Origin of the sequence: Bifidobacterium sp. RTP21102st3_E2_RTP21102_210122, assembly GCF_040916945.1 — a bacterium.
GTDB lineage: Bacteria > Actinomycetota > Actinomycetes > Actinomycetales > Bifidobacteriaceae > Bifidobacterium > Bifidobacterium longum.
On record NZ_JBCPAN010000002.1, the window covers coordinates 79,262 to 93,341 of the forward strand.

A 14,080-nucleotide genomic window follows, 5' to 3' on the forward strand; every position below is an offset into this window, starting at 1 on the left:
GCGGGTTCGGGCCGGCAGGTGATAGCGCGAGTAGGCTCCTTGAACTATGGCAAAGACATATAAAATCGCCGTTATTCCCGGCGACGGTATTGGCAAGGAAGTCACTCCGTGGGCTCAGAAGGCTTTGGAAAAGGCCGCTGAAGGCGTAGCTGACTTCGAGTACGAGAACTTCGACTTGGGTGCCGAGCGCTATCTGCGCGATGGTGCGATCCTGCCCGAGGACGAAGAGGAGCGCATCAAGGCCAACGACGCGATTCTGCTCGGTGCCGTGGGCGATTCGCGCATCAAGGCCGGCATTCTGGAACGCGGCCTGCTGCTCAAGCTCCGCTTCGACCTCGACCAGTACGTGAACCTGCGCCCCTCCAAGCTGTACAAGGGCGTCACCTCGCCGCTCGCCAACCCCGGCGACATCGACTTCGTGGTGGTACGTGAAGGCACCGAAGGTCTGTACTGCGGTGCCGGCGGCGCGGTGCGCCGCAACACCCCGCAGGAGGTGGCCACCGAGGTGTCCATCAACACCGCATACGGTGTGGAGCGTGTGGTGCGTTACGCCTTCAAGCTCGCTATGAAGCGCAAGAAGCACGTCACCCTGGTGCACAAGAAGAACGTGCTCGTCAACGCCGGTGATATGTGGCAGCGCATCGTCGACAAGGTCGGCGAGGAATACCCTGAGGTCACCCACGACTACCAGCACATTGATGCGGCCACCATCTTCCTGGTCTCCGACCCGAGCCGTTTCGATGTGATTCTCACCGACAACCTCTTTGGCGACATTCTGACCGATGAGGCCGGCTCCGTGGTGGGCGGCGTGGGCTACTCCGCCTCCGGCTGCATCAACGCCTCCGACGAGTTCCCGTCCATGTTCGAGCCGATTCACGGTTCCGCTCCGGACATCGCCGGTCAGAACAAGGCCAACCCGACCGCCGCCATCCTCTCCGCCGCCATGCTGCTCGAGCATCTCGGCTTTGATGATGCGGCCAAGAAGATCCATACCGCCGTCGAAGCGGACATCGAGGAGCTCGGCTCCACCGTGCGCTCCACCGACCAGGTCGGCAAGGACATTCTGGCCCGCATGTGACCTCAAACTTGGCTCCCCTCGCTGAGGGGAGCCAGAAAACTCTCTATACTGAGTTGCATGCAAATGCGACATGGGGAATGCAAAACCGTTGGCAGCAAACTAGTCGCCGTGACCGTATCCGTCGATGATGACGGCACCGCACAGTCATGCCATATCAGCGGTGATTTCTTTATTGAATCAGTTTCGGATGCCGAATCCCATGCTTTGTTGCATGACCTGGAACGAGCTCTAATTAGCGATGATTCATTGCGGTCCGTATTGGACGCTCATCCTAGTTGCCAAATTATCGGCACAGATGAAGTTGCCATCAAAACCGCATACAGCCGAGCCGTAAGCAGCAACTTGCCCCCGCTGGCGGGGGCTCCAGCTCAGCGGGTGGGGGTGGGCAGCCCCGATGCGCCGAACATCCCAGCATCCATCAATACACAAACCAAGCAGCCCGACAAAAGCTCTGAATACCGGGAGCGCTGGAACGCCCTCAAGCCTCAACTCACCGTGATCCACGACCATCCGCGTACTCCGGACGAGCAAATGGCCATTGACGAGACCTGGGCGCGTGAAGTCGCAGCAGGAACACGACAGCCGACCATCCGATTATGGGAGTGGGCGGGCCCGGCTGTGGTCATCGGCCGTTTCCAATCGGCCCAGGACGAGGTGAATCTGGACATTGCCAAGCAGCTCGGCTTCGACGTGGTACGCCGTTGCACGGGTGGCGGAGCGATGTTTATCGAACCGGGCAACACCATTACCTATTCTCTGTATGCGCCGCTCGATTTCGTTCAGGGCGTAAGCATCGAAGAATCCTACCGGCTCTGTGACTGGTGGCTGGTCGAAGCGCTGCGCGAACTTGGCTTGGATGTGCGGTTCGCGGGCCTCAATGATATCGCCTCGCAGTACGGCAAGATCGGGGGAGCGGCGCAGCGGCGCTTCCCCGTAGGCTCAGGCGGCGCGGTGCTGCACCATGTGACCATGGCGTATGACATCGATGCGGCCAAGATGAGCCGTGTGCTCAACACCAGTCGCGAGAAGATGTCAGACAAAGCGGTGAAATCAGCGGTCAAACGCGTGGACCCGATGAAAAGCCAGACGGGTCTCAGCCGCGAACACATCGTCGAGCACCTTATTGACTGGTTTGCGGCGTGATTTCACCGATGGCCGTATACGATTTTGCCGCTGGCCGTGCGCGGTTTTGTCATGGGCGAGCGCGGTAGCCGCGACAGTGCCGTTTTTCGCGGTAACGCATTCGTCAGCATGCCGTACGGCTATCGGATCGTGCCACACATGAAGTGACGAATGAGGGCATGCTCCTGACGAAACCTGTGGGGCGCGTTACAATATGACGGATGGGCGACGACGGTCATAGGACAATAAGGATGGTGCGATGAGCTTGGAAACGCCAAACGCTTTTGCTGACGAGGAAAACATCCTGTTGCATACGGCATTGTTCAAGCAGGTATCGCCAGCCGAAGCCGAGGAGCTGTTGCCGCATTTGAAGCATGCGACGTTCGATAAAGGCGACTATATCTTCTCCGAAGGCGATACCGATCAGCGCATGTATTTACTGGAGCAGGGGCGCGTCAAGCTGATTCGCACTTCTTCCGATGACCGCGTGCAGCTGCTGTCCATCCACGCGCCGGGCGAAGTGCTTGGCGAGATTCCGGTATTCGACCCTCATGGTGGCCCGCGCACCGCGTCCGCGGTGTCCATGAGCCATGGCACGCGCGTGGTCTGGCTGGAGCATGATGCCCTGTTCGCATGGCTTGATGAGCATCCGCGTGTGGCCATCGACATGTTGCAGGTCATGGCCAACCGCCAGCGCGGCAACAACGAACGCATCTCCGACTTGGTATTCATGGATGTGCCGGCGCGTCTGGCCAAGACATTGCTCAACTTGGGCTCACGTTTCGGCGAGCCGGTGGAACAGGGCCTCAAAGTGCCGCATGACCTGACTCAGGAAGAGCTGGCCCAACTGGTGGGCTCCAGTCGTGAGACCGTGAACAAGGCGTTGATGGACTTTTCCAACCGCGGATGGATCGCACGTGACGGCCGATCGATCATCATCTTCCAGCCAGGTATGCTGATTCGACGCTCGCGGCGCTGACCGTTCGGCTGACTTCCAGCCAATGTTACGCTAGTGCGATTCTTGTGATGATATGTTCACGGGAGCTGACCGTAAGCCCGGTTGGTAGGGCACCCCATTTAGAATGGGGCCCATGCCCAAAAAGAAGTCCCTCACTCTCCAACGTGTGCTTGTTCTCCTCTTGGCCTATATCATGCTTGCCGTCTGCGGTGGCGTGGCGGCCAGCGTGTTGTTTGTACCGGGTGTGGTCGGTGCCAATAAAGCCGCCAAAGCGGTGATTCCGTCGCTCAAGGTAGAAAACGTGGACTTCGACGTGACCAGTCTGCCCCAGAAGTCGACGATGTACGCGCGAGACGGTTCCACCGTTATCGCGACGTTCTACAACCAAAACCGTATCGTCGTGCCGCTGAAGAAGATTTCCAAAACCATGCAGCAGGCAGTGGTGGCGCGCGAGGACCGTCGATTCTGGACTCACGCCGGCGTCGACGTGCAAGGCGTGATGCGTGCGTTCGTGCAGACCTACCTCGTCAAAGGCTCCCAGCAGGGTGGTTCGTCGCTGACCCAGCAGTACGTCAAGAACGTGCTGCTCATGCAGGCGATCGAGGACGACGACCCGATCGCCCAGTACCATGCCACCGAAGACACCGTCGCCCGTAAGATTCGCGAGATGCTGATCTCCGTGCAGATGGAGAAGAAGTATTCCAAGGCCGAGATTCTGCAGGGCTATCTGAACATCGCCCAGTTCGGCAACAACCTGTATGGCGTGGAAACCGCAGCCCAGCGCTACTTCAGCGTGTCCGCCGCCGATTTGAACGTGGTGCAGTCCGCCACCATCGCGGCTATCACCAAGAACCCGAGCCAGTACGATCCGCTGGTCGAGGAGAACCAGAAGGAAAGCGAGAACCAGCGCAATATCGTGCTCAAGCTGATGCTGCAGGAGGGGTACATCACCCAGAAGCAGTACACCGAAGCCGTGAACACGCCGCTGAAGGACACGCTGAAGGTGCAGGCCGTGAACGTCGGCTGCCAGGACACCGGCGACTACGCATACTTCTGTGATTTCGTGGTGCATCGCATCCAGAACTCCGAAGAATTCGGCAAGACTCGTGCGGAGCGTAACAAGCTGCTGCAGGAGGGTGGCCTGAAAATCGTCACCACGCTGGATGTGGAAGCGAATTCCACGATGATGGAGACCGCGCGTAATACCATTCCACCGGACGATCCCAGCGGCATGGAGATAGCCATGGCCGCAGTCAAACCAGGAACCGGCGAAGTGCTGAGCTTTGGCCTGAATCGTTACTATGACGCCACTCCGGCAGCCGCGAACGATCCCACCAAGACGAGCCAGAACTATGCCGTCGATTTGGCGGATGGCGGTGGTTCTGGTTGGACCATCGGTTCGTCCTGGAAGCCGATCAACCTGATTGCGTGGATGGAAGCGGGCCATTCCATCAACGACAACCTCCAGACTTCGACGTCATACCCCACTACGGACTTCGCCTGCAGTAACTATTCGGGCGGTGCCGATTCGTGGAACGTGTCGAACGCCATGGGCGCAGGTACAGTGAACCCAGAAAGCCCATTCCTCGGTCTGGTCCGTTCGCATAACACTACTCAGGCTTCCATGGGTGCCATCCTCAAACTGTGCAAGGTGGCGGACACCGCGACTGAACTGGGATACCATGACGCCGCCACGGGTGAGACCATCGACAAAACCCAGGTGTATACACCATCCATGATGATCGGCTCGGTGAATGTGTCCCCGCTGACCATGGCGAGCATCTTCGCCGTATACGCCTCGAATGGTGTGCAATGCAACCCGATTGCCATCAGCAAGGTGACCGATAAGGACGGCAACGATCTCAAGGTTCCATCCGCGAACTGCCATCAGGCGGTGGATAAGGACATCATCCAAACACTCGCTTATACCCTGAACCAAGGTACGGTGCGGCCGGATGGTGCCGGTTGGTCATTCAGATTGGCTGACGGGCGTAAGTCGTTTGGTAAGACCGGTACCAGTGAGGATCTTGCGGTGTCCGGTGGATCGTTCATTCCTAATCAGATTGCGGCGTTCGCTGTGGTCGGCGATGCACAGAACCCGTACACCAACCGTATTTCCAACATTGCCATCAACGGCCGGTACAACAGCTATTGGGATGGTTCGACAATCGCGGCTCCGGCCGTTACCAACTTCTTCAATAGCTACATTTCCAAGAAGAAAATACCGATTGACAACGATTACGGCCAGCCCGTCTCGAAGTACACCACGACTGGCAAGTATCTGGGCATTGGCGGACGAACGTTCAGCGTGCCGCAGACCACTACGAATGGCAACAGCCAATCGCAGAGCAGCAACAATCAGTCTCAGTCGCAGAACACTGGGCAAAACAACACCCAAACCCAGGGCACCAATTCAGAGCAGTCGAATGATGGCCAGTGATTGGTGATTGGCGTTTGACATTTGGTGATTGCATGCCGGCTGAGTCTGCGTAGCATGGCCGACTGCGATACCCAAATTACGTAGTTTGCGGGCGTTACCTGTTTCAGGTGACGCCCGTTTTACAATACTTAATGACAACGCCATCGCGTTCATCGAATATTTGCCATGAACGTGCATCGGAAAGGGGAACGATGAGCAACGACGATCTGACGCATGAGAATTTTGATTTTCGTGGATTCGACGTGCCGGATCTCAAAGCGGTGACGCTGGCTTCGTCTTCGGACGGCGATCAGTCCAAGCAGCCGAAGACCAAGCACGAGGATGCATCGAAGAACCGTAAGCACGGTAAGAAGAAGTCAAAATCCGATGCACGGTCCAAGAAGCGGGCCGGCGCGGGCAAGACGAGCGAATCGTTCGATGATTATGAGGAAAGGGAAGCTGTGAGCAAGGCAGATAAGAAAGTCAGCAAGGACCGTCCGGGGCTGTTTGCGCCAATGACGCTGCGCGAGGTGACCGTGCGTAATCGTATTTGGTTGCCGCCGATGTGCACGTATTCGTCGTTCGCCCGCGATGGTAGGCCCACGCCGTTCCACTACCAGCATTACGTGTCTCGCGCGTTCGGCGGATTCGGCATGGTGATTGTCGAATCCACCGCCGTGGCTCCTGAGGGGCGTATCACGCCGTGCGATCTGGGCCTGTGGGAAGACGGGCAGATTGATGCTTGGCGCTGGATCGTGGACGGTATTCGCGAGGCGGGTGCGGTGCCTGCCATCCAGCTCAACCATGCGGGGCGTAAGGCTTCGACTGGTTGCTTTGCCGTTGGTTACGACGGTCAGAACGTGCCGGAGGAGGCGGGCGGCTGGCCTACCATGGCACCGTCTGAAATCGCGTTCGGTGGGTTGCGTACGCCGCGCGCGCTGTCCGTGGATGAGATTCATGGTCTGGTCGGCGCGTTCGCCGTGGCGGCGGGCCGTGCGGTGGCCGCCGGCTTCCAGGCGATTCAGATTCATGCCGCGCATGGCTATCTGATTTCTCAGTTCCTTGACCCGCTGAGCAATGAGCGTGATGACGAATATGGTGGCGATTTGACCGGTCGCTCTCGGTTCCTGGTCGAGGTTGTGGATGCCGTGCGTGGGGCCGTCCCTGAGGGCGTGCCGGTTCTGGTGCGCATTTCGGCCACGGATTGGGCCGCCGGCGGTTGGGATTTGGACCAGACCATCGCACTATCCAAGGTGCTGAAGGAGCATGGCGTCGATGTGATGGACGTGTCTACCGGCGGCATCATGTCGGGAGTGTCGATTCCGGTCAAGCCGAACTATCAGGTGCCGTTCTCCGAGCAGGTCAAGGCCAAGGCCGATATTCCGGTGACCGCGGTGGGTCTTATCACCAAGCCGAAGCAGGCGGCCAAGATTCTGGCCCATGGCGAAGCCGATGCCGTGGAGATTGGCCGCGCCGCATTGCGTGATCCATACTGGCCGTTGCGTGCAGCCAACAAGCTGGGCATACCGTCCACCGAGATCCCCTACGCCCCGCAATACGTGGCCGGTGCGTACTAAATCCTCATGGGGCGGTAACTTTCCCATGGGGCGGTAACCCAAAACGGCGGTATTCTGCGGAATGTGAAATTTGGCTAACCGCCCCATGGGACAATCACCGCCCCATGAGGGTTTTACCGCCCCATGGGTAATAGGGCAATATGTGAGTTCACTCCACGTCTACGCCGACGGCGTCGGAGACGTGCTCGAATCCGTCGCGGCGCAGCAGCTGGGCCAGACCGCGCTTCAACACGGTGATCTGTTGCGGGCCTCGGTACATCAGCGAGCTGATGAACATGACCAAGCTGGAGCCGGAACGAATCTTCGCATAGGCTTGCTCGGGGGTAAAGACGCCACCGATGCCGGCGATAGCGAACCGGTCGCCATACTCTTTATACACCTTGCGAATCAGCTCGGTGCTGGCGTTGGTGCACGGGCCGCCGGACAGGCCGCCCTCCCAATCGCGCGGAATCTCGAGGCCGGTGCGGTCCTTCTGCAGATTGGCGATGGACAGCCCCTGCACATTGTGCTCGGCCAGCACATCGAGCAGTTCCTTGTACTCGCCCCACGGCTTGTTCAACGGCATCTTGACCAACGTGGGCTGCGGGCGGTCGATCTTGTCGAGCGCCGTAAACAGACGGTCGAGCGCTTCCGGAGTCGCGGTGAACGGTTCGCCGACGTGCGTGTTCGGGCAGGAGACGTTGACCTCCACCATCGCGGTGCGGCCGGCGGCGCGGCGCATTGAAATGCAGTAATCCTCAATGCCTTCGTCCAAATCGCCGCACTGGTCGTCGTTGGTGCGGGCGATCGACACGGACAGCTGCATCTGGCGGGCCTGAGTCCAAGCCTTCTCGGCACGCTCGATGACCTTGTCCGAACCGATGTTGGCGAGGCCGACGTGCACCATCATCGAATCGTATTCAGGCAGACGGTGGAACCACGGCTTGGCGTTGCCCGGGCAGGGGCGCGAGGTGGTGGAGCCTACGGTTTCGAAGCCGAAGCCGGCGTGGTCCAGCACCACGGGCATCTCGCAGTTCTTGTCGAGGCCGGCGGACAGGCCGAACGGGTTGGTGAAATCGACGCCCATCACATTCGTTTCCAGAATGGGGTCGGTGTAGTCGAGCATCAGCTGTTCGGCGAGCAGCAGCGGCGGGACGTTCTTGACGACGTGGCAGAACTCGATCATCTGATCGTGTGCCTCATCGGGGCGGTGGTTGAACACGAAGTTCGGTTTGATGATGTGCTTGTAGCCGAAGGTGAACAGATCGGTGGTGGCTTTGTTGACGGCGTTGTGCCAGAAGCTTTCAGAAACGTAAGTCATACCGCCTATTGTCTCACGCTTGGGCCGGTGCGGCTAGGTGATTCCTACCTAGGCGAATTGGGGAAGGGGGCTACCGCTGTGAGAATATCGATTCGCGCAATGTGCGATTTTGCGCGGTTTTGTGGAAATGACACCTGAATTGCCCGGAATTTTCGAGAAATTGTCCCCAAAACGCTCAAGCCGGTTTGGTTTGTGAGCTTTTGTGTGCGATAATGTTCGCATGATTTCGTCACAACGTCAGCACCTCATCTTGAGCAGGTTGCGCACACGCGGGGCAGTGCGCATTACGGCGCTATCGAAGGAACTGGGTGTGTCGGCGATGACCATCCGCCGCGATATCGCCGAACTTGCCGACAAGGGACTGTTGAAGCGCGTCCATGGCGGCGCGGTGACTACCAGTACCTTGCTCAGCGAACCCCTGTTCTCCGTCAAGTCTCAGATGGATATCGGCCTGAAGGACGCCATCGCCCAGGAAGCCATCAAATATGTGGCTCCCGGCGATGTAATCGCCATCGGCGGCGGCACCACGGCCTATGTCTTCGCCCAGCATCTGCTCGAATCGCAGCAGTCCAGCGGCATCACCATCCTCACCAATTCGATTCCCGTGGCCGAACTGGTCCAGGCCCTCGAATCCAAGGACGTGGAGGTGATCGTCACCGGCGGCGTGATCACCCGATCGAACTCGCTTGTCGGTCCGATCGCGGACAAGGTCGTCGCCTCGCTGCGTGTCAACACCGTATTCCTCGGCACCCACTCGGTGTCGATTCCCCGTGGCTTCCTGATGCCGAATTCGCTGGAAGCCGCAACCGATATGGCGATGATGGACATCGCCGATCGCACCATAGTTTTGACCGATCACACCAAGTGGAGCTGCACATCGCTGTCGCTGTTTGCGCGCTTCGACCAGGTGAACACGGTCATTACTGACGACGGGCTCGACCCCGACTCCGCCGCCAAAACCAAGGATTTGGTAAAGGAACTCGTGCTGGCCCACCAGAGCGAGACCATTGAGGAAAGTGAGTAAACCCATGGCTGATTTCGCCAACTACACCCCCGGGGAGTATGCGAAGGAGCACATCCGCATCACGCCGACGACGCTTGCCGACGGTCGTGACTTCTTCTACCTGGACGACGACCCCGAGTTCGTCTCCGGTGCCAAGACCCGCGAGCTCAAGGACCCGCGCCCGCTGGACTACCGTTTCGCCCCGCACCTGGACGCCGACGGCAACGAAGTGCCGTACGCCGCCCCGCAGATGCGCCGCGACCCGCTGACCGGCGACTGGATTCCGATGGCCACCGCCCGTATGAACCGTCCGATCACCGCCGGCCCCGGCGCCACCGCCAAGGGCAACCCGCTGGCCGCCCGCAAGCCCGGTGACCCGTACCAGGACGGCGAAGTGCCGGACACCGACTACAACGTCGTGGTGTTCGAGAACCGCTTCCCCTCGATGGTGCGCGTGCCCGGCGTCTCCGAGGACGTGACCTACGTTGACGGCAACCCGCTGTGGGAGAAGAAGCTCGCCGCCGGCCGCTGCGAAGTCATCTGCTTCGACCCGAACGAGGACGGCCTGCCGGCCGATCTGCCGGTCTCCCGCCTGCGCACCGTGGTTGAGGCTTGGGCCTTCCGTACCGCCGAAATCTCCAAGATGGAAGGCATCGAGCAGATCTTCCCGTTCGAGAACCACGGTCAGGAAATCGGCGTCTCCCTCGCTCACCCGCACGGCCAGGTCTACTGCTACCCGTTCATCGCCCCGAAGATGGAGAAGGAACTCCAGCACACCGAGGCCTACCACGAGAAGACCGGTGGCAACCTCTTGAAGGACATCATGAACGCCGAGCTCGAAGCCGGCGAACGCATCGTGATGCGCAACCACAGCTGGGTCGCCTACGTGCCGGCCGCCGCCCGTTGGCCCCTCGAGGTCCACGTGGCTCCGGTGCGCGACGTGCTCACCCTCGACCAGCTCAACGACGAAGAGCGCTGGGACCTCGCCTCCATGTACTCGCACCTCCTGAAGCGCGGCAACGCCTTCTTCGACAAGGGCGACGGCAAGGGCATGGACCTGCCATACATCGCCGCCTGGCACCAGGCCCCGATCCACGACGCCCGCCGCGAGAACTACCGCCTGAACCTGCAGTTCTTCTCCTTCCGCCGCGCCGCCAACAAGATCAAGTACCTCGCCGGCTCCGAATCCGGCATGGCCGCCTGGATCTCCGACACCACGCCGGAACTCATCGCCAAGCGCTTCCACGAGCTCGGCTCCATCGACATCGCCGACTGATAGAAAGAAAACATCAATGACTGCTGTTGAATTCATTGAGCCGCTGACCCATGAGGAAGGCGTCTCGCAAGCTACCAAGCTGTTCGTCGACACCTACGGCGCTGCGCCCGAGGGCGTGTGGGCTGCTCCGGGCCGTGTGAACCTGATCGGTGAGCACACCGATTACAACGCCGGCCTGTGCCTGCCGATCGCACTGCCGCACCGCACTTTCATCGCCCTGAAGCCGCGCGAAGACACCAAGGTTCGCGTCGTCTCCGACGTGGCTCCCGACAAGGTCGCCGAAGCTGATCTCGATGGCCTCAAGGCCCGTGGCGTGGACGGCTGGTCCGCCTACCCGACCGGTGTGGCCTGGGCGCTGCGTCAGGCTGGTTTCGACAAGGTCAAGGGCTTTGACGCCGCCTTCGTCTCCTGCGTGCCGCTGGGCTCCGGCCTGAGCTCCTCCGCCGCCATGACCTGCTCCACCGCTCTGGCTCTGGACGACGTGTACGGCCTTGGCTACGGCGATTCCGACGCCGGCCGTGTGACCCTCATCAACGCCGCCATCAAGTCCGAGAACGAGATGGCCGGTGCCTCCACCGGCGGTCTTGACCAGAACGCTTCCATGCGTTGCACCGCCGGCCACGCGCTGCTGCTTGACTGCCGCCCGGAGCTGACCCCGCTGGAGAACGTCTCCCAGCAGGAGTTCGACCTCGACAAGTACAACCTCGAGCTGCTTGTGGTCGATACCCAGGCTCCGCACCAGCTCAACGATGGCCAGTACGCTCAGCGTCGCGCCACCTGCGAGGAAGCCGCCAAGATTCTCGGTGTGGCCAACCTGCGCGTTACCGCCGACGGCATCTCCAAGGCCGATGACCAGTTCCAGGCCCTCAAGGAAACGCTTGACGCCCTGCCTGATGAGACCATGAAGAAGCGCGTGCGCCACGTCGTCACCGAAATCGAGCGCGTGCGTTCCTTCGTGCGTGCCTTCGCTCAGGGCGACATCAAGGCCGCGGGCCGTCTGTTCAACGCTTCCCACGATTCGCTGGCCGCCGACTACGAGGTCACTGTGCCCGAGCTGGACATCGCCGTGGACGTGGCCCGCAAGAACGGTGCCTACGGTGCGCGTATGACCGGCGGCGGCTTCGGCGGCTCCATCATCGCGTTGGTGGACAAGGGCCGTTCTCAGGAAGTCGCCCAGAAGATTGCCGACGAGTTCGAAAAGCAGGGCTTCCACGCTCCGCGCGCCCTCGCGGCTTATGCCGCTCCGAGCGCTTCGCGTGAGGCCTGAGCCCGCATCTGAGCTCCCTCTGACGAGGGAGCTTCGTTTTATCCCGCGACACGCGGGGCGGACTTACGAAGAATCTTGAATCGTATTACGGTGACGGATTGTTTTGAAAATCGCATGGCGTCTGCCGAAATCACATGGCAGACACCATGCGTTTTTTATTGCCGTCGTTGGCCCGGACGTTAGGGGCGTAACGACATTTTCGCGCGACGGCAATCTGAAGAGACAATCCGAGAGAGGTTCCGTTGTCCGCTATCCAGACAACTTCCGATAACATCATGCCCGCCGGCGAATCCGGCACCGCTTATTCCCATAGCCCCCACAACGCTTCCGAAACCAGGCATTTCGACCATCCGCATAAGGTGATGCTCGGCCTGTACATCGGCGCATTTCTCGGCATGCTGTCCGAGACATCCATGAACATCGCCCTGCCTGATCTGATGGACGAGTTCTCCGTATCCTCCGGTACCGCACAATGGATGGTCGTCGGCTATATGCTGGCCATTGGCGTGGTGCTGCCGTGCGTGGGTTTCATGCTCAAATGGATCAAAGCCAAAACGCTCGTGCTGTTCGCGCTGACCTGCTTCCTCGTCGGTGCCTTGGTATGCACCGTGGCCACCGGTTTCCCCGTGCTGCTCGCCGGCCGAATCGTGCAGGGCATCAGCACCGGCATCGTGCTGCCCACCATGTACGCGGCCATCATGCGCGTCTTCCCGCCCCACAAAATCGGTGCCGCCAACGGCGTGGCCGGCCTGGTGATCATGTTCGCGCCGGTCATCGGCCCCACCCTGGCCGGCGCGCTGATCGGTGCCCTGAGCTGGCGCGCGATCTTCGCGCTGTTCGCCGTCGTCGCCGTAATCGCACTGGCCTGCACGGCCGCATTCTTCGTCACCCCAATCGAACGCACGCGCCCGGCCGTGGACATGCTTTCCATCGTCGCCTCCGCGCTGGGCTTCGGCTGCCTCGTGGCCGGCGTGAGCCTGATCAGCGACATGGGTTTCTCCGTGGCGGTAGTCGGTTTGTTGGTGATTGGCGTAGTCGTTCTTGCCCTCTACGCCTACCGTCAGCTGCACATCGCCGACCCACTGCTTGACCTGCGCGCGCTTGGCATTGCGGCGTTCCGTACGCCGGCCATCATGGTCAGCTGCTCGTTTGCCTGCACTTTGGCGTTCATGTATTTGGTGCCGCAGGAATTGCAGCGCGGACTGGGCATGAGCTCTACGCTCGCCGGTCTGCTCATGCTGCCCGGCGGCATCGTCAACGCGGTGTGCACGCTGATGGCCGGTCGCCTGTTCGACCGTCATGGTGCGAGGGTGCTCGTGTGGATCGGTGTGGTGATGGCAGCCATCGGTGGCGCGTTGTTCTTTGCCATCGGTGTTGACTCGGGTGTTGTGCTGTTCTTGGCCGCACACATCATCGTGATGGTGGGCATCCCGTTTATTCAGCAGTCGGCGCAGTCCGCTGCGCTCAAATCGTTGCCGGGCCGCATGGCTGCTGATGGCAGCACCATTCTCAACACCATGCAGCAGGTGTGCGGCGCCATCGCCACCGCTGTGGCCACCTGCCTGCTGGGCCTGGGCCAGACCGGCTATGCGGCCGGTGGCGGTGCCAATGCCGCGCAGGGCTTCGTGGACGGTTCGCGCTACGGCTATATGTTCGGCCTCGTGCTTGTGGCAATCGTGCTGGTCTTCTCCTTTATGCTCAAGGGCGGCAAGGAAGAACCGAAGCTGGTGCCGGTGCAGGTCGACGACGGTGCGGTTGAGAGTCTGGCCGTGTGAACATGGCACAACGGACTCGATGATTCCTGAGAGTCCGCGAATCCGGAAATGGAACAGCATGAATGGCGTGATGCAGGTTTGTGACTTGTCTGAGCTGTTCCATTCCGGCGGTATTGGTGCCTGGCAACGGTCAGACGACAGACGATACATACGTTATACGATTAACGGCGTGTCGCGATGTGGGTGATTCCGGTGTTCTGCGAGAACGGCAGTATGGAGCCGAAGTTTACGTTTGCGGCGCTGGGTGGACTGGTCAATGTGAGCGTTAACTATTGAGATAAACGATTAACGATTTATAGTGTTGA

10 protein-coding genes are annotated in these 14,080 nt (G+C 60.2%); 9 read left to right on the forward strand and 1 reads right to left on the reverse strand.

Annotation, left to right across the window (positions count from 1 at the left end):
• Window positions 1–46 precede the first annotated feature (46 nt).
• The 5 genes from AB5287_RS02390 (at window position 47) to AB5287_RS02410 (ending at window position 7,154) form a co-directional block, all read left to right on the forward strand.
• The gene (locus AB5287_RS02390; protein ID WP_368220565.1) at window positions 47–1,078 is read left to right on the forward strand and encodes a 3-isopropylmalate dehydrogenase; all 1,032 of its coding nucleotides are present in this window, start codon (window positions 47–49) and stop codon (window positions 1,076–1,078) included.
• 57 nt (window positions 1,079–1,135) lie between these two features.
• Window positions 1,136–2,221 carry a lipoate--protein ligase family protein gene (locus AB5287_RS02395; protein WP_013582404.1) on the forward strand — a complete coding sequence of 362 codons (1,086 nt, stop codon included), beginning with the start codon at window positions 1,136–1,138 and terminating at the stop codon, window positions 2,219–2,221.
• Between the two features lie 238 nt (window positions 2,222–2,459).
• Window positions 2,460–3,179, forward strand: coding sequence for a Crp/Fnr family transcriptional regulator (locus AB5287_RS02400; protein WP_007053746.1), 720 nt, complete (start codon window positions 2,460–2,462; stop codon window positions 3,177–3,179).
• Window positions 3,180–3,282: 103 nt separating this feature from the next.
• Window positions 3,283–5,598, forward strand: a complete 2,316-nt coding sequence (locus AB5287_RS02405) for a transglycosylase domain-containing protein (RefSeq protein WP_368220569.1) — start codon at window positions 3,283–3,285, stop codon at window positions 5,596–5,598.
• Window positions 5,599–5,789: 191 nt separating this feature from the next.
• Entirely contained in the window at window positions 5,790–7,154 is a 1,365-nt protein-coding gene (locus AB5287_RS02410) for an NADH:flavin oxidoreductase/NADH oxidase (protein WP_161519519.1), read from the forward strand.
• 148 nt (window positions 7,155–7,302) lie between these two features.
• On the opposite strand, the gene AB5287_RS02415 is transcribed toward AB5287_RS02410, so the two are convergent.
• Window positions 7,303–8,454, reverse strand: coding sequence for a quinone-dependent dihydroorotate dehydrogenase (locus tag AB5287_RS02415; RefSeq protein WP_007051329.1), 1,152 nt, complete (start codon window positions 8,452–8,454; stop codon window positions 7,303–7,305).
• 220 nt (window positions 8,455–8,674) lie between these two features.
• Here AB5287_RS02415 and AB5287_RS02420 point away from each other — a divergent pair, with 220 nt between their 5' ends.
• The 4 genes from AB5287_RS02420 (at window position 8,675) to AB5287_RS02435 (ending at window position 13,775) form a co-directional block, all read left to right on the forward strand.
• Window positions 8,675–9,478, forward strand: coding sequence for a DeoR/GlpR family DNA-binding transcription regulator (locus AB5287_RS02420; protein WP_032685139.1), 804 nt, complete (start codon window positions 8,675–8,677; stop codon window positions 9,476–9,478).
• Window positions 9,479–9,482: 4 nt separating this feature from the next.
• Entirely contained in the window at window positions 9,483–10,733 is a 1,251-nt protein-coding gene (gene galT / locus AB5287_RS02425; protein ID WP_007053742.1) for a galactose-1-phosphate uridylyltransferase, read from the forward strand.
• Window positions 10,734–10,749: 16 nt separating this feature from the next.
• A complete protein-coding gene (gene galK / locus AB5287_RS02430; protein ID WP_010080830.1) occupies window positions 10,750–12,000 on the forward strand; it encodes a galactokinase in 1,251 nt (416 codons plus the stop codon).
• 275 nt (window positions 12,001–12,275) lie between these two features.
• Complete coding sequence (locus AB5287_RS02435; RefSeq protein ID WP_007051325.1) at window positions 12,276–13,775, forward strand: DHA2 family efflux MFS transporter permease subunit; 1,500 nt, start codon at window positions 12,276–12,278, stop codon at window positions 13,773–13,775.
• Window positions 13,776–14,080: the final 305 nt, after the last annotated feature.

What these genes read in the sequence shown, in the direction of transcription:
- AB5287_RS02390 (WP_368220565.1), top strand. Translation starts at nt 47, where the DNA reads ATGGCAAAGACATATAAAATCGCCGTTATTCCCGGCGACGGTATTGGC.
- AB5287_RS02395 (WP_013582404.1), top strand. Translation starts at nt 1,136, where the DNA reads ATGCAAATGCGACATGGGGAATGCAAAACCGTTGGCAGCAAACTAGTC.
- AB5287_RS02400 (WP_007053746.1), top strand. Translation starts at nt 2,460, where the DNA reads ATGAGCTTGGAAACGCCAAACGCTTTTGCTGACGAGGAAAACATCCTG.
- AB5287_RS02405 (WP_368220569.1), top strand. Translation starts at nt 3,283, where the DNA reads ATGGGGCCCATGCCCAAAAAGAAGTCCCTCACTCTCCAACGTGTGCTT.
- AB5287_RS02410 (WP_161519519.1), top strand. Translation starts at nt 5,790, where the DNA reads ATGAGCAACGACGATCTGACGCATGAGAATTTTGATTTTCGTGGATTC.
- AB5287_RS02415 (WP_007051329.1), bottom strand. Translation starts at nt 8,454, where the DNA reads ATGACTTACGTTTCTGAAAGCTTCTGGCACAACGCCGTCAACAAAGCC.
- AB5287_RS02420 (WP_032685139.1), top strand. Translation starts at nt 8,675, where the DNA reads ATGATTTCGTCACAACGTCAGCACCTCATCTTGAGCAGGTTGCGCACA.
- galT (WP_007053742.1), top strand. Translation starts at nt 9,483, where the DNA reads ATGGCTGATTTCGCCAACTACACCCCCGGGGAGTATGCGAAGGAGCAC.
- galK (WP_010080830.1), top strand. Translation starts at nt 10,750, where the DNA reads ATGACTGCTGTTGAATTCATTGAGCCGCTGACCCATGAGGAAGGCGTC.
- AB5287_RS02435 (WP_007051325.1), top strand. Translation starts at nt 12,276, where the DNA reads ATGCCCGCCGGCGAATCCGGCACCGCTTATTCCCATAGCCCCCACAAC.